An 18,655-nucleotide genomic window follows, 5' to 3' on the forward strand; every position below is an offset into this window, starting at 1 on the left:
GACAGGAATATGAATCACTTCATAAACCTGACTTACTTTAGTGTGAGACTCTTGATACTTTCGCTTTTCTGATCCGAAGATCAGCTCGCTGCCATCAAGCGCCCACACTTATCGGCTGTTAATTTTTAAAGAGCACTTCTGCGAGGACCCGGAGGCTTTCTCAGCAGCGCTGCGTTTTCAGCAGCAGAGAAGAGAGATTATGAACCGCTTTTTTCAGTTCGTCAACAACTTTTTAACTACTTCGTTGCGACGGCTGGGGTTCAACTTCCTGCACCGCCGAGGCCGCTACGACCCGCCCGACAGCACCGCTTCCCTTTTTCCCCCGCGCCGCGTTTCCGTTAGCGCGAAAGAGGCGTGATTCTAAGCACCTGCCGGCACTCGCGCAAGGGGTTCGATGGATTTTTCTTTCATCCCCGCCGATTCGGCCTTCCGGCCATGCCGGAGCACGAGACCGCTTATGGCGCAAAGAACGGACTAGAATGTGAGGTTCTTCGCCTCTTTCTATACGTATTTAATATGCGCCAGCGAATCGCCAAACGCCTCCCCCCCGACGCCGACAAACTGGTCGGCCTGTCGCTTGCGCTCTTCGCCTCGGGCAGTCGCATCGAGGATCGCTTCTGGGAAGCGAAGCTCGATGCGCTGCTTGCCAAGATTGTTCGCAACGGCAACCAGACCACGCTCGACGCAGCACTCGACCATCTGCAGCAGAACCACCCCGACGCCTATGGCGCGCTCGCCGACATGGCCGAGACGCATAGCGAATCGATGGTGATCGAACACGACGGCCAGCCGTACGATGCGCTGCTGGTCGCCGTTCCCGTTCTCGCCTGGACGCGCTACATGATTCCGTCGGGCCCGCTGAAAGGCGACGTCGCCGACGCACTGCGCACGCACCTGCAGGCGCACGTGCTCGCCACCGGCACGCTCGTCGGGCTGGCCCCGTTCCTGTACAGCATCGACCAGTTGCCGCGTCACCACGTCGAGACCTATCGGCTCGCCCAGCAGCTCGCACACGCGGCGCTCGGCCAGCACGCAGCCAAGCTCAGCTTCGGCGACCTGCCCGAAACCTCACCGATCCTGGCCGACCCACGCTTCCTGCTCGCCGTCGTCGCCGCGCCGGCCGGCGCACCGCTGTTTCGCTGGCAGGAGGAAGAACACGGCAACCGGATCGAACGCGGCCAGTGTCTCGAGCAATGGACTGCCCAGGGCGGCCCGAACCTGTCGGCTGCCCTGCCCGGCTGCGAGTTCGAATGCCTGCTTCCGGACGCGTACTACTCGGCCTGCCGCGATGCGGACGAGCGCATCCGTCCGCACACGGTCCGAACGGCCATCCGTTATCTTTTCGACACACTTGGTGCGGCACCGCAAGAGCTGCGCGCGGTGGTCGCGGGCTTCGGCGAGCGCCGGATCGACGAGTATCGCGTCGGCTTCACGCGACGTGCCAGCAACGACGTGATCTATGGCGTCGTGTGGCCGCTGTACGGTCGCGAGAACGGCGACGTGTCGATCGACAGCGCGACGCTGGAAGGCGAAGCCCCGATCGAAGGGCCGCTCGAGGAGATCGTGAGTCTGTTGAAGGAATGCGGCGTAACCGACGTCCGCCGGCACGCAGGCCGCTTCGAGCCCGAGTACTGCGACGACTGCGGCGTGCCGCTCTATGCGGATCCGCTCGGCGAGATCGTCCACGCGGAAATGCCGGAAGACGCATCGCCCGCCCAGCCGCACTTTCACTGATCGTGCAAGGCAGGCCCGCTGAGCCTGCCCAACGAAGCCGCTCCCGGTTCCTGCCGGAGCGGCTTTTTTTCGTCCGCATTTCCCTCACGCGAAATTTCAGACTTTTCCTAATCCTTTCAGCCAAGCAGACATCGTGTAAGGTTTTTGTCATTATCGGAGCCACCCCATGCCGACGGCAGCTCAATGACTCACCTTACGGAGGTTGAATATGCGGTTCCTGGTGCTTAACTCAGACGCCGAACGGCGTGACGGACTGAAAGCCCTGCTGCGGCAGATCGACCGTCACGCCCGCATCAACGATGCACCCGATGGTTTCCAGGCGCGCCGGCTGCTGCGCACCCAGCGTTTCGACCTCGTTGCCATCGACTGGCTGGACGTCGGGCGGCACAGCGAACTCCAGGCGCTCTGCAGCGCCTGCTCGCCGACGCCCGCCGCGGTGCTGATCGACGAATCCACGCCGGAGGCCATCCAGCGCTTCTACAACTACGGCGTCGCGGGCGTGATCCCGCACTCCACACGGCCGCACCTGATCGTGCGGGCGCTCGAAATGGTTCTGCTGGGCGGCCATTACATCCCGCCGATCGCGCTCAGCCTGCTGCCTTCCGCCGCCGCGGCGCGTCACGATGCCCATTTCCAGACGCTCGCCGGATCGCTGCCGCGCCGCCCGCCAAGCAGCCTCCTGTCGCCTAGACAGGCGCAGATCATGCGCTTCGTCCATATGGGCAGCACCAACAAGATGATCGCCCGCACGCTCGGCATCAGCGAAGGCACCGTGAAGATCCACCTCGCCAGCATCTTCCAGCAGCTGGGCGCGGCAAACCGCGCTGCCGCAGTCGCGATCTACAACGGCTGGCTGTCGCCCCATCTCGAGGTGCTGCTGGCGAACCGCGATCGTGCAAGCAAGCCCGTCATCGGCGAACGCGGCCCGGTCCCCCTGCGCAAGCAACGGAACGACCGTCCATACCCGCTGCCTGCCGCGGACACCAGCACTCGCGACCTGCCGCTCGCGGCCGAACCGCGGGCGCGGTTTCGGCGCGACCGCTGATCGGACAGTCTCGATATTGCGACGGTCGACATGTGCGGATTCCCACCTTTGATGCTCAACGAGTAATATGGACCCATGGGTTTTCTTTTCACACCGCTTCCGCTCTGGGTTGGCATCGGTGGCTGGATCGCCGCCGTGGCGCTGCTCGTGCTCGCGCTCTGGAATCGTCCCTTCGTCCGGCTGCAGGACGCAACGCTCCAGCACGTGTGGCTCGCGCTCGTCACTGCGATCACGGTGCTGTGGGCCTCGAATGCGTGGCTCGAAGATGGCATCGTCATGCACCTGCTCGGCGCGACGCTGCTCGTCACGCTGTTCGACTGGACGCTTGCGCTGATCGCGATGGGTGCCGTCACGGCCGTCGCCGCGATCGTCTTCGATGCGCCGTGGCAAGGCATCGGTCTCACCTATCTGATCTACGGCGCGCTACCGGTCGCCGTGTCCGCGTTGCTGCAACGCGCCGCGATCGCGTGGCTCCCGCACAACCTCGCATCGTTCATCATCGGCCAGGGGTTCCTGTCACCGGCCATCGCGATCGTCTCGGTCGCCGCGGCCGCGGCCGGTGTCCAGCTCGCGCTCGCGGACGGCGTGCCCGTCGTGATTCCCGCCGGCTATCTGCTGAACACCGCGCTGCTCGCGCTCGGCGAAGCGTGGTTCACCGGCATGGCCACCGCGCTCATCGCTGTCTATCGTCCGGCGTGGGTCACGACGTTCGACGTTCGGCGCTATCGCCTCGGCGGCCCGCGCGCCTGAACGCGCCGGCCCCGATGCGAGCGGTGCGCGCGGCGATCCGTTTGCGCAGCGCGGGAGAGTGCAACGCCTACTGCCGCACAACTTTTTTACGCTAAGATTGAACTCCTGATCTTCATCGGGCATCTATACGTGCCCGATGCCTCATTTGCTCCTCACCAATAACCAGATGGACAGCTCACCTGCCTCGCTCCGGATTTTCCGGGCGCTCGGCAAGCTGGCGGCCTGTGTCGCGGGCCTGTCGCTTGCGCTTCCGGCACCGGTATTCGCCGACCTCCTCGACCAGCGCTCCGAACTGATCAACAAATTCGTCAACGAGATGCACGCCGATCCGATCGTCGCCGATTGTGCGGCGCACGGCAGCTTCATCGCCAGCACGTCGTCGGCCTTCGATCGCGTCGACTTCGCGCCGAACGCGTTCGAAAACGGCAAGGCGACGATCACGCCGTGGAACGATTCGTTCGATCAGGGCAAGCAGCGCGTGAAGGTCGACAACATCGTTACCGTGGATGGCCTTGGCGTCCACAGCGACGGCAGCGACCCGACACCGCTGAAATTCCGCTGCGGCTACGTCGGTCAGCAAATGCTTGCGTTCAGCTGGAACGATCCCGTGCCGCCGCTGAAGCCGCGCGTCGAGCGTCCGTCGTCGTCGACGAAGAAGTTCAACGGCAAGTCACACCGCGGCAAGGTGAAGGCCAAGGCATCCGGCCGCACCGGCAAGAAAGCCGTCGCAACGAAAAAATCCAGCGGCCAGAAGAATGCCGTGAAGAAGAAAACCGCGAAGAAGTCCTGATACGGCGGAGCGGCAACGACAGAAGCCAAAAAGCCGGCACATCATGCGATGCGCCGGCTTTTTCATATCGACGACGATGCGCTTACGCGAACGTCTCGACGTGCACCAGGATTGCCGCCAGCATTGCAGCGCCAAGCGCCGCGCTCCGTTCGCCATTCCAGCCGACCCGCTCGTCGGGCAAGTTCGCGTTGTCCTTGAACGGCATCTCGAGCGTCAGCGACAGGCAGCCGAACTGATGGCCGATGTACTTCGACGCGAGCTTGAGCGCGTCTTCCTTGTACTTGCTCGCCGCATAGCCGTGCTCGGTCTGGAAATCCGGGCTTGCGACCTTGAACGCTTCGATGAACGCGGTCTGCTCCCTGCCCTGCTGCTCGGTAAAGCTCGGCAGCATCTCCGAACCCGCAACGAACACGTACGGCAGATCTTCGTCGCCGTGAATGTCGAAGAACATGTCGCAGCCGATCGCATGGATCGCATCGCGCACGGCCAGCACTTCGGGGCTGCGCTCGGCATCGGGCTCCATCCACTCGCGATTCAGGTTCGCACCCGCCGCGTTGGTGCGCAAGTTGCCGTGCACGCTGCCGTCCGGATTCATGTTCGGGACGATGTAGAACGTCGCGCGGTCGTACAGCTTGCGCGCCACCGGATCGCCCGCCCAGTCGCCCCATCCGGCCAGCCGCTTGACGAGCCCTTCGACGAACCACTCGGCCATCGTCTCGCCCGGGTGCTGGCGCGCGATGATCCATACCTTCTTCTTCGGTGCCCCGTCGACTTCCGGCGTACCCAGCGTCAGCAGCGACATCGGACGGCCTTCGACCGTGCGGCCGAGTTCGACGACGCTCGCCTGCGGCAATTGCTGAACCGCGCCGAGGAACGCCGCATGGCGCTCTTCCGAGTACGGCTCGAAATACGCGTAGTAGATGCTGTCGAACTCGGGCGCATGGTCGATGGTCATCGTCTTGCCGTCGAATGTCGTCGGCACGCGGAACCAGTCGACCCGGTCGTAGCTCGCGACTGCACTGTAGTTGCGCCATCCCGACGGATACGCGCATTCGGCTGCATTCTCGAACGACATCACGCACCGCTCGCCGCGCGCGCCCGTCAGGCGAAAGTAGAACCATTGCGCGAATTCCGAGCGGTTGTCGCCACGTATGCGCAGCCGGATCGCGTCCGGGCTATCGCACGACACGACGTCGACGGCGCCTGCGTCGAAATTGCTGGTGATCGAAAGGGTCATCTGTCTCTCCAATTGCGACCGGAGCGGGCGGTCTGCCACGTGTCCGGCCTCATGCATGCACCGGCCGTCTCGTGAACGGCCGGCTCGGTCACTCGCCGATTCGCCGGCGATATACGTAAGTCGAATCGTTCGACGCAGCGGCATCGAACGCGTAGTCTTCCACCGCGAAATCCTTCAGCGCGGCCGGCTCGGAGATGCGGTTCTCGACGATATAGCGCGCCATCAGGCCACGGGCGCGTTTCGCATGGAAGCTGATGATCTTGTAGCGGCCGCCCTTCCAGTCCTCGAACACCGGCGTGACGATCGGCGCGGCCAGCAGTTTCGGCTTGACCGACTTGAAGTACTCGGTCGACGCGCAGTTGACCAGCACACGTGCCGCGCCGCTGCGCGTCTCGAGCTGCTCGTTCAGTGCCCGCGTGATGCGGTCGCCCCAGAACGCATACAGATCCTTGCCGCGCGCGTTCGCGAAACGCGTGCCCATCTCGAGCCGGTACGGCTGCAGCAGGTCGAGCGGGCGCAGCAGCCCGTACAGGCCCGACAGCACGCGCACATGCTGCTGCGCATAGTCGAGATCGGCGGCCGACAGCGATTTGGCATCGAACCCTTCGTACACGTCGCCGTTGAACGCGAGCACCGCCTGCTTCGCATTGGCCGTCGTGAAGGTCGGCGACCAGTCCGCGTAGCGCTGGAAGTTCAGCCGCGCGAGCGGATCGGAGATGTCCATCAGCGTCGAGATATCCTGCGGCGACAGCTTGCGCAGGCCGGCGATCAGTTCCGACGCATCGTCGACGAATGCAGGCTTCGTGTAAGACGGGACGTGGGCGGGCGTATCGTAGTCGAGGGATTTGGCTGGGGAGAGAACGATTATCATAGAGGCTCGCTGGCACGCCGTGCCTTGCGGTCAGACGAAAACCACCGATTGTAACGAATGACCCGCTCCCTCGCCCCGCATGCCGCACATCGCGTCGTGCTCGACTCGAACGTCTGGATCGACATACTCGTATTCGACGACCCGGCCACCCGCCCGATCCGGGCTGCGCTCGAACGCGGCACGCTGGCCGCCGTGATCGACGGCCGCTGCCTGAACGAACTCGAGCTCGTGCTCGACTATCCGCAGTTCCAGGCGCGCGCGATCGACAAGGCCGAAGCGCTCGCGACCGTCGCCCGCCTGACGCGCCTCGTCGAGCCGCCGCCCGTCGACGCCGACGCGCCGCCGCTGCCGAAGTGCAAGGACCGCGACGATCAGAAGTTTCTCGAGCTCGCGCGCGCCGCGCAGGCCGACTGGCTCGTGTCGAAGGACCGTGCGCTGCTCAAGCTCGCGAAGCGCACCGCACGCGACTTCGGCTTCCGGATCGCGCAGCCCGCGCCATTTACCGAAGCCTGCGCGCTCGATGCCGCGTCGGCCCCCACCACCACGCCAGCCTGACGAGCCCGGCGCCACCCGCTTGCGACCGTATCGATGAACGCTCCTACCGACATGCCTACGACTCCCGTTTTCCCCTCGCGCCTGCCGAACGTCGGCACGACGATCTTCACGGTGATGAGCGCGCTCGCCGCCGAGAAAGGCGCCGTGAACCTCGGCCAGGGCTTCCCGGATTTCGACTGCGACCCGCGCATCGTCGACGCGGTCGCGGCCGCGATGCGCAACGGTCACAACCAGTATCCGCCGATGGCCGGCGTCGCGCCGTTGCGCGATGCGATCGCCGACAAGATCGCGCAGGTCTACGGCCGCCGCTACGATCCGGCCACCGAGATCACAGTCACGGCCGGCGCGACGCAGGCCCTGCTGACGGCGATCCTGTGCGCGGTGCATCCCGGCGACGAAGTGATCGTCGTCGAACCGACCTACGACAGCTATCTGCCTTCGATCGAACTGGCCGGCGGCAAACCCGTGTTCGTCACGCTGGAAGCGCCCGACTATGCGATCCCGTTCGATCGCCTGGCCGCCGCGATCACGCCGAAGACGCGGATGATCATGATCAACACGCCGCACAACCCGACCGGCACCGTGTGGCGCGAGGCCGACATGCGCAGGCTCGAGGAGATCGTGCGCGGCACCAACGTGCTGATCCTGTCGGACGAAGTGTACGAACACATGGTCTACGACGGCGCGCGGCACGAGAGCGTCGCGCGCTACCCGGACCTGGCCGCGCGCAGCTTCATCGTGTCGAGCTTCGGGAAGACCTACCACGTGACGGGCTGGAAGGTCGGCTACGTCGCGGCGCCTGCCGCGCTGACCGCGGAGTTCCGCAAGGTCCATCAGTTCAACGTGTTCACGGTGAACACGCCGATGCAGATCGGGCTCGCCGACTACCTGCGCGATCCGGCGCCGTACCTGACGCTGGCCGGCTTCTACCAGAAGAAGCGCGACTTCTTCCGCGCCGGCCTCGAGCGCACGCGCTTCAAGCTGCTACCGTGCACCGGCACGTACTTCCAGTGCGTCGACTATTCGGCGATCAGCGATCTGCCCGAAGCGGAATTCTCGAAGTGGCTCACATCGGAAATCGGCGTGGCGGCGATTCCGGTGTCGGCGTTCTACCACGAGCCGCACGAGTCGGGCGTCGTGCGCTTCTGCTTTGCGAAGCAGGAAGGCACGCTCGCATCCGCACTCGAACGGCTCGCGCGCCTGTAAGGCTTGCCTCGGCGGCCGGGCGCGGTACGACACCGCGCCCGCACCGCGCTTACGAACGCGCGGCGCTCGCCGCCTCGACGTAGGCCTTGCGATCGGCCGCCACGCGCTGCGCGGCCGGCCGCTCGCCGACCAGCTTAGCGTGCGCCTTCCAGTCGATGCCGGCGTCGAGCAGGAAATCGCGGCCGAAGACGGCCTTCGTCGCCATCCCGATCACCGGCAGGTGGATCGCTGCGGCAATGTCCGCAAGACTGAACGTGTCACCGAGCACGTACGGCGAGAACTGCGTCATCCGCTTGAACGCATCGATCGCGCGCGGCAGGCGCTTCTCGACGTGCGCCTTCATCCCGTCGCTGACCTTGCCGCCGAAAAACGCTTCCGTATAGACCTCGCGCGCGGTCCATTCGAGATACAGCTCGAGCGTCTCGACGAGTTCGCGCACCTTCGCGGCCGCGAACGGCCCGGCCGGGAAAATGGCCTTGTCGGGAAAACGCGCGGCCAGATACTCGATGATCACCTGCGACTCGAACAGCGCGCCCTCTTCCGTCTTCAGGAACGGAATCTTGCCGAGCGGCGAATCGGCAAGCAGTGCCGGATCGTTGATCGGCAGACCGCATGCCGATTCCTCGAACGGGATGCCATGCTCGAGCAGGACGAACTTCACCTTGTTGTAATAGTTGGACAACGGAATACCGCACAGCTGTAGCATCGGAGTCTCCTTCGTTGCTGAGGCGCGGCCGCAGTGATGCCGGCCGCATCGGGATGCGTCGCGCTGAAAAGCACGTTCGTGCTAGTCTAAAGCAGTTTCGCGTCCGTCAAGACAACGATACATCCGCTGCGGCATCACCCTCACGGGTAGGCGCGCAAGCCCGCGCAACATGCGGCGCCGCAACCCCGCCATTCGATGGAGACACACTCGCATGAGTGCTGAACTGCTGGCCTCGCGTCCGCCCGAAAGCGAATCGACGCTCGTCCTCACGCTGTCCAATCCCGGCGCGCGCAATGCGCTGCATCCCGACATGTATGCGGCCGGCGTCGAAGCGCTCGCCACCGCCGAGCGCGATCCCGCGATTCGCGCGGTCGTGCTCACGGGGGCCGATCGCTTCTTTTGCGCGGGTGGCAACCTGAACCGGCTGCTCGACAACCGCTCGAAGGATCCGTCCTACCAGGCGGACAGCATCGATCAGCTCGGCGCGTGGATCACGGCGCTGCGCGCAACGACGAAGCCCGTGATCGCGGCCGTCGAAGGCGCCGCGGCCGGCGCGGGCTTCTCGCTCGCGCTCGCGTGCGACCTGATCGTTGCCGCGCACGATGCGAAGTTCGTGATGTCGTACGCACGCGTCGGCCTCACGCCCGACGGCGGCGGCTCGTGGTTCCTCGCACGTGCGCTGCCGCGTGCGCTCGCCGCCGAAATCCTGTTCGAGGGCAAGCCTGTCGCGGCCGAACGCCTGCATGCGCTCGGCGTCGTCAACCGGCTCGCCGCGCCCGGTGCCGCGCTGTCCGACGCGCTCGCGTGGGCCGACTCGCTTGCCGGCATCTCGCCGAACGCGCTGACACGCATCAAGTCATTGCTCGACGATGCGACCGCGCAGCCGCTCGATGCGCACCTCGGCACCGAGCGCGATCACTTCGTCGCGTCACTGCATCACGCGGACGCGTTCGAAGGCATTACCGCATTTCTCGAGAAACGCCAGCCGCGCTACAAGCGCTGATCCGGCGCGCGGCCACCGCTCGAACGCCGGTTCCGCCGCCTCGGCGACACGCGCGCGCAGGCGCGTGGCCGCACGTTGCCGTCGCCTGCAGCCCGCATCGATCCATGCTCTAATGACCGCCTGTCGCGGCGCCCTGTCGGCGCCGTTTTCGCGCATGCAATAAAGGAGTTGACGATGATCGACGTCTACAGCTGGGCGACCCCGAACGGCCACAAGGTACACATCATGCTCGAGGAAACAGGCCTCGCGTATCGTGCGCATCCGGTCGATATCGGTGCGGGCGACCAGTTCGAGCCCGAATTCCTGAAGATCAGCCCGAACAACAAGATCCCCGCGATCGTCGACGCGGACGGCCCCGGCGGCAAGCCGATCTCGCTGTTCGAATCCGGCGCGATCCTCATTTACCTGGCGGAAAAGACCGGCAAGTTCCTGCCGACCGAGCCAGCCGCACGCTACGCGACGCTCGAATGGCTGATGTTCCAGATGGGCGGCGTCGGCCCGATGCTCGGCCAGGCGCATCACTTCCGGCTGTATGCGCCGGAGAAGATCGCGTACGCGGTCAATCGCTACACGAACGAAGCGAAGCGCCTGTACAACGTGATGGAAAAGCGCCTCGGCGAATCCGACTATCTCGCGGGCGACACGTACACGATCGCGGACATTGCGACGTTCCCGTGGACGCGTTCGTGGCAAAACCAGGGCATCGTGCTCGACGAACTGCCGAACGTGAAGCGCTGGCATGAAGCCATTGCCGCGCGTGCCGCCGTGCAGCGCGGCGTCGAAGTACTCGCGTCGCTGCGCAAGCCGCTGCAGGACGACAAGGCACGCGAGATGCTGTTCGGCGCGACGCAATACGCGAAGCACTGAAGCACCGCGCGCTGCGACGCAGCGGCATCCGTCGCTGCCGCCGCGCGCATCAGAAGTAGTGCAGCGTAATGAATTCCGCCGAACAAACGAGCAACGGCGCATCCGGACGCTCGACCTGCATCGACACCGACCACGTCACCTGCACGCCGCCCCGCGCGGCCTGCGCGGCCTCCTTCACCGCGAACAGCGCGCGCACGCGCGCGCCGACCGGCACCGGCTTCAGGAACCGCACGCGGTTCAGTCCGTAGTTCACGCCCATCTTCTGCTCGAAGCGCATCGCATCGGTCATCAGCGCGGGAATCAGCGACAGCGTCAGGAAGCCGTGCGCGATCGGGCCGCCGAACGGCGACTCGCGCCGCGCACGCTCGGGATCGACGTGAATCCACTGGTGATCGCCGGTCGCGTCGGCGAACCCGTCGACCCGGCGCTGGTCGATCTCGACCCAGCCGCTCGCGAGCGGTTCCGCGCCGACCCGCTCGAGCAGCGCTTGCGTCGACGCGATCAGCGGCAATGTCACGTCCGTCATGCACCCGCTCCTTGCGGATGGCGCAGCCCGAAGATCACCTTGGTATGCACGGTGATCACCGTGTCGCCGGCACCGTTGAGGCCGACCCACTCCGTCGACACGATGCCGCGATCGGGCTTGCTCGCCGACACGCGCTTGTCGTGGACCTTCTGGTACATCGTGATCGTGTCGCCGGCACGCACGGGCTTGAGCCAGCGGATCGAATCGATGCCGGGCGAGCCCATGCTGGTCGAATCCGGCCCGAGCTTCTTGATGAGCAGGCTCATGAACACCGAACACGTATGCCAGCCGCTCGCGACCAGTCCACCGAACGGCGAGGCCTTGCCGGCTTCCTCGTCGAGGTGGAACGGCTGCGGATCGTAGCGTTGCGCGAACGCCTTGATGTCGTCCGGTTCGAACGTATAGCGGCCGATTTCGGTCGTACTGCCGACTTCCAGATCTTCGTAACTGATACCCACTGTCTATCTCCTGTAGCGCGCTCGCGCGTCGCCGTCATGCCGCGTCGGTCTGCGCGAAATCCGGCAGGGCCGCGATGCGCGCAAGGTGATGATCGGTGTCGCCGAGGGTCGTCTCGATGATCGACAGCCGCTTGAACAGGTGTGCGGCGGCGACCTCGTTGGTCACGCCCATGCCGCCGTGCAGTTGCACGGCCTGCTGGCCGACGAAGCGCGCGGCCGCGCCGACCCGCGCCTTCGCGGCCGACACCGCCTTGCGCCGCGCGTCGGCGTCGCCACCCGCGTAACGCACGGCGGCCAGGTAAGTCAGCGAGCGCGCCTGCTCCGCGTGAATCAGCATGTCGACCATCCGGTGCTGCAGCGCCTGGAAGCGCGCGATCGGCACGCCGAACTGTTCGCGCGTCTTCGTGTATTCGACCGTCGCGCGGTTCAGTTCGTCGAGTGCGCCGACCGCTTCCGCGCAGAGCAGGAAGATCGCGTAATCGGCAATCTGCTCGAGTGCGGCCGCATCGCGTGCGCCGCCCGTCAACTGCCGCGCGGGCGTTTCCTTGAACTCGATCGTCGCGGCTCGCTGGCCGTCGATCGTCCGGTAGTCGACGAGCTGCACGCCCGCGGCATCGCGATCGACGACGAACAGGCCGATGCCGCCGCCGTCGACGCGCGCGGGCACGATCCACACATGTGCCTGTGCGCCGTGCTGAACGATCGACTTGATGCCGGTCAGCCGGTACGTGCCGCCCTGCTCGCGCGCATGCGTTTCGAGTTCGTACAGGTCGTAGCGCGCCCGCGGTTCGTGGAATGCAACGGCAACGCGCTTCTGCCCTTGTGCGACCGCTTCCAGCAGCGCGGCATCGTCGCCCGTGCCGGACCCGGCGATGCGCAGCGCCTCGATACCGACCGCGGTCGCCCAGTACGGCTCGACCACGAGTGCTCGGCCGAGCTCCTGCATCGCGACGAGCATGTCGACCGGGCCGCCGCCGAATCCGCCATGTGCGTCCGGCACGGGCAGCGCGGTCAGGCCCAGCTCCGCGAATGCGCTCCATTGTGCATCCGACACGCCCGCCTCGCTGCGCACGATGGCCTGGCGCACGTCGAAACCGTATTGCTCGCCGAGATAACGGCGCAGCGCGTCGGCGAACTGTTGCTGCTCGTCGGTAAAGCTGAAATCCATGGTTGTCTCCGTTCCCTGATCACAGCCCCAGGATCATCTGCGCGATGATGTTCTTCTGAATCTCGTTCGAACCACCGTAGATCGAAGTCTTCCGGTAATTGAAGTAGTACGCGGCGAGCGGCGCCGCATCGTCGTCGCCCGCGCTGCTGTGTTCGCGCTCGCCCTCGAGGAACGGGACATCGAATGGCGCGGCGAGCGGCCCGATCGCCTCGAACATCAGCTCGGTGAGCGCCTGCTGCACCTCGGTGCCCTTGATCTTCAGCATCGATGCCTCGGGGCCCGGCCCCTTGCCGCTCGTCTCGCGGCTCACGACGCGCAGCACCGTCACCTCGAGCGCCATCAGCTCGACCTCGAGCGCCGCGATCTTCGCGGCAAACACGGGATCGGCGAGCAACGGCTTGCCGTTCTTGCGCTGGTTCGACGCCACGCGCTTCAGGAATGCGAGCTCGCGCTTCGACGCGCCGACGCGTGCAATGCCGGTGCGCTCGTGGCCCAACAGGTATTTCGCGTAGGTCCAGCCGCGGTTTTCATCGCCGACGAGATTCTCGACGGGCACCTTCACGTCCTCGAAGAACACCTCGTTGACTTCGTGATCCTCGTCGAGCGTGATGATCGGACGCACGGTGATGCCGGGTGTCTTCATGTCGATCAGCAGGAACGAGATGCCCTCCTGCTTCTTCGCCGCCGGATCGGTGCGCACGAGACAGAACATCATGTCCGCGTACTGGCCGAGTGTCGTCCAGGTCTTCTGGCCGTTGACGACGTAGTGATCGCCGTGGCGTTCGGCGCGCGTGCGCAGCGATGCGAGATCCGATCCGGAGCCCGGCTCCGAGTAGCCCTGGCACCACCAGTCGGTGCCGTCGAGAATGCGCGGCAGATAATGGCGCTTCTGCGCTTCGCTGCCGTATTTCATCAGCACCGGCGCGACCATCGACACGCCGAACGGCAGCACGGTCGGCGCGCCGATGCGCGCGCACTCCTCATCCCAGATGTGCCGCTGCGTCGCGTTCCAGTCCGGGCCACCGTATTCGGCCGGCCACGCGGGCGCGGACCAGCCGCGCTGGCCGAGAATCCGGTGCCAGCTCGCGAAATCCTCGCGGTCGAGTCGTTTGTGATCGAGTACCTTGGCGCGCAGTGCGTGAGGCAGATTGGCCTCGAGCCAGGCGCGGACGTCGGCGCGGAACGCGTCGTCGGCGGGGGAATAATCCAGATCCATGCGCAGTGTCTCCTGACCGCGGCCGTCCCCGGCCAAGGACACACACTGCATACGTCATTGCAGCGGTTCTTTCAGCGCGGCAGGAATCGGCAGCGGCATCACGTCGATGCCTTCTTCGGCCAAGGATTGCGCATCCTCCGGCGTCGTGACGCCACGAATGCTGCGTGCCGGCGCCTCGTTGTAATGGATGCGCCGCGCTTCCTCGGCGAAGCGCTCGCCCACGTTCTCGGTCTTCTCCAGCACCTCGCGCAGCGCGCGCATCACCTGCGCCTGCAGCGCACGCGGATCGGCCGGCTGTGCCTGCGTCGCGCCCGACAGGTTCAGGCGAGGCGCCGACGGCATCCGGTTGATCTCGGTCGTCCCGCATACCGGACATTCGACCAGCTTGCGGGACAACTGCGCTTCGAACTCATCGGCGGAAGCGAACCAGCCTTCGAACCGATGGCCGTGCGGGCACTGTAAATCGAGGACCTTCATGCTGAATCAGGGCGTGTGACGAGTGTAGCGCAAAACGCGCTTTTGTGAACGATCGTGCTAAACCAGGATCGCGCGGCCGGCCAGCAACCGCGTCACCCAATTGTAACGCGGCGCCCCACCCGCCGCTGACGCGTCGTCAGGGCTGCTCGACCGGACCCAGCGGCCAGGCGCCGGACAGCACCTTGTCGAGCCACATCGTGCCGATGATCGTCTTCACGTCGGTGATCTGGCCCGTGCGCACCCACTCCTGCAGGTCGGGCAGCGTCGCCGTGAAGGTTTCGAGGAATTCGCCTTCGTCGAGCTTGCGCTCGCCGGCAGTCAGGCCGCGCGCGAGATACAGGTCGATGAATTCGGTCGAATAGGAAATGATCGGGTGAATACGGGCCAGGAACACGTATTCGCGTGCCGTGTAGCCGGTTTCCTCGCGCAGTTCGCGCACCGCGCAGGCGAGCGCGCCTTCGTTCGGATCCAGCTTGCCGGCCGGGAATTCGGCCATGACCTTGCCGATCGGATAGCGGTACTGGCTTTCCATCAGCACGCGGCCGTCGTCGAACAGCGGGATCACCATCACCGCGCCCGGGTGCTGGACGTATTCGCGCGTGGCCTGCTTGCCGTCCGGCAGACGGACGGTATCGCGCTTCAGCTTGAGGAACGAGCCTTCGAAAATCGCCTCGCTCTCGAGGCAGGTTTCGGTCAGTGCGGCGTCGTGATTGGGTAGTTCGGCCATCGGCGGCTCCAAGAATGAGCGCGACGGCCGAAGCCGTCAGCGTCGTTTGACGAGATACTGGAACGTGAAGCCGGGGAACGCGAACACGACAAAGAGACTGAACGTGATCGCGTAAAACTGCCAGCCCTGTTCGAAGCGGTTGCCGGCGCGCGACTCGAGCCAGAAGCCGAGCGCGCCGACGACGAAATACAGCACGATCAGCTCGCCGATCCGAACCCACGCGTTCTTCTTCGTCGCACCGATCGGCACGACGGCGAAGAGGCGTTGGTTCAGGAACGGCAGGTTGGCGCAGACGAGCGCCAACAGCACGATGAACCAGCCGGCTGCCGACATTACAGCGGCAGCGTGTGACGAATCGCCTGCAGGCAGGCCGTCAGCAGCGGGCTCGGGATCAGGCCGAGCACGACGACCGCGAGGCCGTTCAGCACGAGGATCGTGCGCTTGCAGAAATCGCCGGTGACCGGAGTCGTATCCTGCGGTGCATCGAAGTACATCAGCTTGACGATGCGCAGGTAGTAGAACGCGCCGAACAGCGACGTGATCACGGCCAGCACGGCCAGCCACGTGAGCCCCGCATTGACGGTCGCCTCGAGCACCGCGAGCTTCGCGTAGAAGCCGACGGTCGGCGGGATACCTGCCAGCGAGAACATCATGACCATCATCACGAACGCGAACACCGGGCTGCGCTTGTTGAGGCCCTTGAAGTCGTCGATCGTTTCCGCTTCGAAATCGCGGCGTGCGAGCAGCATCACCACGCCGAACGAGCCGAGCGTCGTGATCAGGTAGACGATCGCGTAGAACATCGCCGAGCTGTATGCGTTCGCCGGTGCGGCCGCGTCGCCCTTCACGATGCCGGCGAGCAGGCCGAGCAGCACGAAGCCCATGTTCGAGATCGCCGAATACGCGAGCATCCGCTTGATGTTGCGCTGGACGATACCGGTGATGTTACCGACGATCAGCGACAGCGCGGCGAGGATCACGAGCGCGGTCTGCCAGTTCTGTGCGAGCGGCAGCAGGCCCATCACCAGGAAACGCAGGCCCCACGCGAACGCGGCAACCTTCGGGCCGCCGCCGACGAACAGCGTCATCGCGGTCGGTGCGCCCTGGTAGACGTCCGGCACCCACATGTGGAACGGCACGGCGCCGAGCTTGAACGCGATACCGGCGACGATGAAGATCACGCCGAACATCAGCACGGCTGCGTCGGTGTTGCCGCCGACCGCCTTGTACACCTCGCCCAGCTCGAGCGAGCCGGTCGCGCCGTAGAGCATCGAGATGCCGTACAGCACGAAGCCCGACGCGAGCGCGCCCAGCACGTAGTACTTCATCGCGGCTTCGCTCGACTGCGCGGCATCGCGGCGCAGCGCGATGACCGCGTACAGCGACAGCGACATCAGTTCGAGGCCGAGGTACAGCGTCAGGAAGTTGTTGCCCGACACCATCACCAGCTGACCGAGCAGCGAGAACATGCCCAGCAGGAACACGTCGCCGCGGAACATGTCGCGGTCTTCGAGGTACTTGCGCGAATAGACGAGCGAGACCGCGAAGCCGATCGACACGACGGCCTTCATCATGCTCGCGAACGAGTCGACGACGACCATCCGCGAGAAGAAGTAGTACGGCTGCGGGTCGAGCGCCTGCACCGCGAACCACACGCCGGCGACGACCGACGAAACCACCGCGATCAGATAGGTCAGGCGGCGGCCAGCGGCACCGGTAAAGGTGTCGTTCAGCCATGCGACGACGATGGCGACCATCACCAGCGCGTCAGGCAACAGGACATTCATAGGAGCGTTCATGATCTTGAGTTCCTCCGCTCGCGATTACTGGGCCAGCGGCAGCTTCGACTGCGCGACTTGGGAGAGGAGGTTTTCCACGGAAACGTGCATCACGTCGGTGAAAGGCTTCGGATACAGGCCCATCAGCATCGTGAACGCGGCGAGCACCGCCAGCATCACGAATTCGCGACGGCCGATGTCCTTCAGCTTGGCAACGTGATCGTTCGCGACCGCGCCGAAGTACACGCGCTTGTACATCCACAGCGTGTAGGCCGCGCCGAGGATCAGCGTGAATGCCGCGCCGAATGCGATCCAGAAGTTGTACTGGACGGCCGCGAGAATCACCATGAACTCGCCGACGAAACCCGAGGTGCCCGGCAGGCCGCAGTTGGCCATCGAGAACAGCATCGCGAATGCCGCGAACTTCGGCATCACGTTCACGACGCCGCCGTAATCGGCGATCTGACGCGAGTGCACGCGGTCGTACAGCACGCCGATGCACAGGAACATCGCGCCCGACACGAAGCCGTGCGAGATCATCTGGACGATCGCGCCTTCGACGCCAAGCTGGTTGAAGATGAAGAAGCCGAGCGTGACGAAGCCCATGTGCGCGATCGACGAATACGCGACCAGCTTCTTCATGTCGGCCTGCACCATCGCGACGAGACCGATGTAGATCACCGCGATCAGCGACAGCGTGATCACGACCGGTGCCAGGAAGTGGCTTGCGTCAGGCGTGATCGGCAGCGAGAAGCGCAGGAAACCGTATGCGCCGAGCTTCAGCATGATCGCCGCCAGCACGACCGAGCCGCCCGTCGGCGCTTCCACGTGCGCGTCCGGCAGCCAGGTGTGCACCGGCCACATTGGCACCTTCACCGCGAACGCGAGGAAGAAGGCGATGAACAGCAGGATCTGCGGCGTCATCGCGATCTTGGCGCCCTGCCACGTCGCGAGGTCGAACGAATGCGTCTGCGTGTACAGGTAGATCAGCGCGACCAGCATCAGCAGCGAGCCGGCCAGCGTGTACAGGAAGAACTTGAACGCCGCGTACACGCGGTTCGGGCCGCCCCACACGCCGATGATGATGTACATCGGGATCAGGGTCGCCTCGAAGAACACGTAGAACAGCAGGCCGTCAGCCGCCGAGAACACGCCGATCATGATCCCGGACAGGATCAGGAAGGCCGCGAGGTACTGCGCGACGTTCTCGGTGATCACTTCCCACGCGGCGATCACGACGATCACCGTGATCAGCGCGGTCAGCACGACGAACCACATCGAGATGCCGTCGACGCCGAGGTGGTACGAGATCTTGAAGCGTTCGATCCAGGTCGACTGCTCGACGAACTGCAGCGCAGCCGTGCTCGAGTCGAAGCCCGTGATCAGCGGGACCGTGACCGCGAGACCGAGCAGCGAGCCGATCAGCGCGACCCAGCGGGCCGTCCCCGGATTTTTGTCGTTACCTACCGCGAGTACCAGGAGGCCGAAAACGATCGGCAACCAGATCGCGGTACTGAGAATCGGAAAAGCGTGCATTGTTC

At 65.0% G+C, this 18,655-nt stretch carries 21 protein-coding genes; 9 read left to right on the top strand and 12 right to left on the bottom strand.

The window, feature by feature from the left end:
- Window positions 1-199: 199 nt before the first annotated feature.
- The 5 genes from DIE02_RS35640 to DIE02_RS24515 all read left to right on the top strand — a co-directional run bounded on the left by DIE02_RS35640 (window position 200) and on the right by DIE02_RS24515 (window position 4,319).
- Window positions 200-358, top strand: coding sequence for a hypothetical protein (locus DIE02_RS35640; RefSeq protein ID WP_185702652.1), 159 nt, complete (start codon window positions 200-202; stop codon window positions 356-358).
- Window positions 359-516: 158 nt separating this feature from the next.
- Window positions 517-1,734 carry a DUF2863 family protein gene (locus DIE02_RS24500; RefSeq protein WP_044844642.1) on the top strand — a complete coding sequence of 406 codons (1,218 nt, stop codon included), beginning with the start codon at window positions 517-519 and terminating at the stop codon, window positions 1,732-1,734.
- Window positions 1,735-1,942: 208 nt separating this feature from the next.
- Window positions 1,943-2,779 (top strand): response regulator transcription factor, encoded by an 837-nt coding sequence (locus DIE02_RS24505; RefSeq protein ID WP_044844643.1) that lies wholly within the window; start codon window positions 1,943-1,945, stop codon window positions 2,777-2,779.
- A 75-nt stretch (window positions 2,780-2,854) separates the two neighbouring features.
- Window positions 2,855-3,529, top strand: a complete 675-nt coding sequence (locus DIE02_RS24510; protein ID WP_044844644.1) for an energy-coupling factor ABC transporter permease — start codon at window positions 2,855-2,857, stop codon at window positions 3,527-3,529.
- Between the two features lie 136 nt (window positions 3,530-3,665).
- Window positions 3,666-4,319, top strand: coding sequence for a BspC domain-containing protein (locus tag DIE02_RS24515; protein ID WP_044844645.1), 654 nt, complete (start codon window positions 3,666-3,668; stop codon window positions 4,317-4,319).
- Between the two features lie 82 nt (window positions 4,320-4,401).
- Here DIE02_RS24515 and DIE02_RS24520 read toward each other — a convergent pair whose 3' ends face one another.
- Window positions 4,402-5,556, bottom strand: coding sequence for a M14-type cytosolic carboxypeptidase (locus tag DIE02_RS24520; RefSeq protein WP_124487242.1), 1,155 nt, complete (start codon window positions 5,554-5,556; stop codon window positions 4,402-4,404).
- A gap of 88 nt (window positions 5,557-5,644) precedes the next feature.
- Window positions 5,645-6,427: a peroxide stress protein YaaA gene (yaaA, locus tag DIE02_RS24525; RefSeq protein WP_124487241.1), complete on the bottom strand. Its 783-nt coding sequence runs from the start codon at window positions 6,425-6,427 to the stop codon at window positions 5,645-5,647.
- Window positions 6,428-6,484: 57 nt separating this feature from the next.
- Here yaaA and DIE02_RS24530 point away from each other — a divergent pair, with 57 nt between their 5' ends.
- Entirely contained in the window at window positions 6,485-6,982 is a 498-nt protein-coding gene (locus tag DIE02_RS24530; RefSeq protein WP_124487240.1) for a putative toxin-antitoxin system toxin component, PIN family, read from the top strand.
- Between the two features lie 33 nt (window positions 6,983-7,015).
- Window positions 7,016-8,188, top strand: coding sequence for a pyridoxal phosphate-dependent aminotransferase (locus DIE02_RS24535; RefSeq protein ID WP_124487239.1), 1,173 nt, complete (start codon window positions 7,016-7,018; stop codon window positions 8,186-8,188).
- A gap of 49 nt (window positions 8,189-8,237) precedes the next feature.
- Here the strand turns inward: DIE02_RS24535 and DIE02_RS24540 are convergent, their stop codons facing one another.
- Window positions 8,238-8,894 (bottom strand): glutathione S-transferase, encoded by a 657-nt coding sequence (locus tag DIE02_RS24540; protein WP_124487238.1) that lies wholly within the window; start codon window positions 8,892-8,894, stop codon window positions 8,238-8,240.
- A gap of 211 nt (window positions 8,895-9,105) precedes the next feature.
- Here DIE02_RS24540 and DIE02_RS24545 point away from each other — a divergent pair, with 211 nt between their 5' ends.
- Both DIE02_RS24545 and DIE02_RS24550 read left to right on the top strand, forming a co-directional pair.
- Window positions 9,106-9,897 carry an oxepin-CoA hydrolase, alternative type gene (locus DIE02_RS24545; protein WP_124522500.1) on the top strand — a complete coding sequence of 264 codons (792 nt, stop codon included), beginning with the start codon at window positions 9,106-9,108 and terminating at the stop codon, window positions 9,895-9,897.
- Window positions 9,898-10,071: 174 nt separating this feature from the next.
- Window positions 10,072-10,764: a glutathione binding-like protein gene (locus DIE02_RS24550; protein WP_124487236.1), complete on the top strand. Its 693-nt coding sequence runs from the start codon at window positions 10,072-10,074 to the stop codon at window positions 10,762-10,764.
- 49 nt (window positions 10,765-10,813) lie between these two features.
- Here the strand turns inward: DIE02_RS24550 and DIE02_RS24555 are convergent, their stop codons facing one another.
- The 9 genes from DIE02_RS24555 to DIE02_RS24595 all read right to left on the bottom strand — a co-directional run bounded on the left by DIE02_RS24555 (window position 10,814) and on the right by DIE02_RS24595 (window position 18,650).
- Window positions 10,814-11,290: a MaoC family dehydratase gene (locus DIE02_RS24555; protein WP_124487235.1), complete on the bottom strand. Its 477-nt coding sequence runs from the start codon at window positions 11,288-11,290 to the stop codon at window positions 10,814-10,816.
- On the bottom strand, window positions 11,287-11,748 hold the full coding sequence (locus DIE02_RS24560; protein ID WP_124487234.1) for a MaoC family dehydratase: 462 nt from the start codon (window positions 11,746-11,748) through the stop codon (window positions 11,287-11,289). Before DIE02_RS24560 ends, DIE02_RS24555 begins: the two co-directional genes overlap by 4 nt.
- Window positions 11,749-11,782: 34 nt before the next feature.
- Window positions 11,783-12,916 (bottom strand): acyl-CoA dehydrogenase family protein, encoded by a 1,134-nt coding sequence (locus DIE02_RS24565; protein WP_124487233.1) that lies wholly within the window; start codon window positions 12,914-12,916, stop codon window positions 11,783-11,785.
- A gap of 19 nt (window positions 12,917-12,935) precedes the next feature.
- Window positions 12,936-14,132 (bottom strand): acyl-CoA dehydrogenase family protein, encoded by a 1,197-nt coding sequence (locus DIE02_RS24570; RefSeq protein ID WP_124487232.1) that lies wholly within the window; start codon window positions 14,130-14,132, stop codon window positions 12,936-12,938.
- Window positions 14,133-14,186: 54 nt separating this feature from the next.
- Window positions 14,187-14,609 carry a DUF1178 family protein gene (locus DIE02_RS24575; RefSeq protein ID WP_006756910.1) on the bottom strand — a complete coding sequence of 141 codons (423 nt, stop codon included), beginning with the start codon at window positions 14,607-14,609 and terminating at the stop codon, window positions 14,187-14,189.
- A 136-nt stretch (window positions 14,610-14,745) separates the two neighbouring features.
- Window positions 14,746-15,336, bottom strand: a complete 591-nt coding sequence (locus DIE02_RS24580; RefSeq protein WP_044844655.1) for an NUDIX domain-containing protein — start codon at window positions 15,334-15,336, stop codon at window positions 14,746-14,748.
- 36 nt (window positions 15,337-15,372) lie between these two features.
- Window positions 15,373-15,669 carry a DUF2818 family protein gene (locus DIE02_RS24585; protein ID WP_044844656.1) on the bottom strand — a complete coding sequence of 99 codons (297 nt, stop codon included), beginning with the start codon at window positions 15,667-15,669 and terminating at the stop codon, window positions 15,373-15,375.
- Window positions 15,669-17,123, bottom strand: coding sequence for an NADH-quinone oxidoreductase subunit NuoN (gene nuoN / locus DIE02_RS24590; RefSeq protein WP_185500423.1), 1,455 nt, complete (start codon window positions 17,121-17,123; stop codon window positions 15,669-15,671). Before nuoN ends, DIE02_RS24585 begins: the two co-directional genes overlap by 1 nt.
- A gap of 36 nt (window positions 17,124-17,159) precedes the next feature.
- A complete protein-coding gene (locus tag DIE02_RS24595; protein ID WP_044844658.1) occupies window positions 17,160-18,650 on the bottom strand; it encodes an NADH-quinone oxidoreductase subunit M in 1,491 nt (496 codons plus the stop codon).
- Between the last annotated feature and the right edge of the window lie 5 nt (window positions 18,651-18,655).

The organism is Burkholderia sp. Bp8991 (assembly GCF_003853795.1).
Classification (GTDB): Bacteria; Pseudomonadota; Gammaproteobacteria; order Burkholderiales; family Burkholderiaceae; genus Burkholderia.

What these genes read in the sequence shown, in the direction of transcription:
- nuoN (WP_185500423.1), bottom strand. Translation starts at nt 17,123, where the DNA reads ATGAATGTCCTGTTGCCTGACGCGCTGGTGATGGTCGCCATCGTCGTC.
- DIE02_RS24510 (WP_044844644.1), top strand. Translation starts at nt 2,855, where the DNA reads ATGGGTTTTCTTTTCACACCGCTTCCGCTCTGGGTTGGCATCGGTGGC.
- DIE02_RS24570 (WP_124487232.1), bottom strand. Translation starts at nt 14,132, where the DNA reads ATGGATCTGGATTATTCCCCCGCCGACGACGCGTTCCGCGCCGACGTC.
- DIE02_RS35640 (WP_185702652.1), top strand. Translation starts at nt 200, where the DNA reads ATGAACCGCTTTTTTCAGTTCGTCAACAACTTTTTAACTACTTCGTTG.
- DIE02_RS24580 (WP_044844655.1), bottom strand. Translation starts at nt 15,336, where the DNA reads ATGGCCGAACTACCCAATCACGACGCCGCACTGACCGAAACCTGCCTC.
- DIE02_RS24535 (WP_124487239.1), top strand. Translation starts at nt 7,016, where the DNA reads ATGAACGCTCCTACCGACATGCCTACGACTCCCGTTTTCCCCTCGCGC.
- DIE02_RS24555 (WP_124487235.1), bottom strand. Translation starts at nt 11,290, where the DNA reads ATGACGGACGTGACATTGCCGCTGATCGCGTCGACGCAAGCGCTGCTC.
- DIE02_RS24585 (WP_044844656.1), bottom strand. Translation starts at nt 15,669, where the DNA reads ATGTCGGCAGCCGGCTGGTTCATCGTGCTGTTGGCGCTCGTCTGCGCC.
- DIE02_RS24550 (WP_124487236.1), top strand. Translation starts at nt 10,072, where the DNA reads ATGATCGACGTCTACAGCTGGGCGACCCCGAACGGCCACAAGGTACAC.
- DIE02_RS24520 (WP_124487242.1), bottom strand. Translation starts at nt 5,556, where the DNA reads ATGACCCTTTCGATCACCAGCAATTTCGACGCAGGCGCCGTCGACGTC.
- DIE02_RS24540 (WP_124487238.1), bottom strand. Translation starts at nt 8,894, where the DNA reads ATGCTACAGCTGTGCGGTATTCCGTTGTCCAACTATTACAACAAGGTG.
- DIE02_RS24575 (WP_006756910.1), bottom strand. Translation starts at nt 14,609, where the DNA reads ATGAAGGTCCTCGATTTACAGTGCCCGCACGGCCATCGGTTCGAAGGC.
- DIE02_RS24595 (WP_044844658.1), bottom strand. Translation starts at nt 18,650, where the DNA reads ATGCACGCTTTTCCGATTCTCAGTACCGCGATCTGGTTGCCGATCGTT.
- DIE02_RS24530 (WP_124487240.1), top strand. Translation starts at nt 6,485, where the DNA reads ATGACCCGCTCCCTCGCCCCGCATGCCGCACATCGCGTCGTGCTCGAC.
- DIE02_RS24500 (WP_044844642.1), top strand. Translation starts at nt 517, where the DNA reads ATGCGCCAGCGAATCGCCAAACGCCTCCCCCCCGACGCCGACAAACTG.
- DIE02_RS24565 (WP_124487233.1), bottom strand. Translation starts at nt 12,916, where the DNA reads ATGGATTTCAGCTTTACCGACGAGCAGCAACAGTTCGCCGACGCGCTG.
- DIE02_RS24505 (WP_044844643.1), top strand. Translation starts at nt 1,943, where the DNA reads ATGCGGTTCCTGGTGCTTAACTCAGACGCCGAACGGCGTGACGGACTG.
- yaaA (WP_124487241.1), bottom strand. Translation starts at nt 6,427, where the DNA reads ATGATAATCGTTCTCTCCCCAGCCAAATCCCTCGACTACGATACGCCC.
- DIE02_RS24515 (WP_044844645.1), top strand. Translation starts at nt 3,666, where the DNA reads ATGCCTCATTTGCTCCTCACCAATAACCAGATGGACAGCTCACCTGCC.
- DIE02_RS24545 (WP_124522500.1), top strand. Translation starts at nt 9,106, where the DNA reads ATGAGTGCTGAACTGCTGGCCTCGCGTCCGCCCGAAAGCGAATCGACG.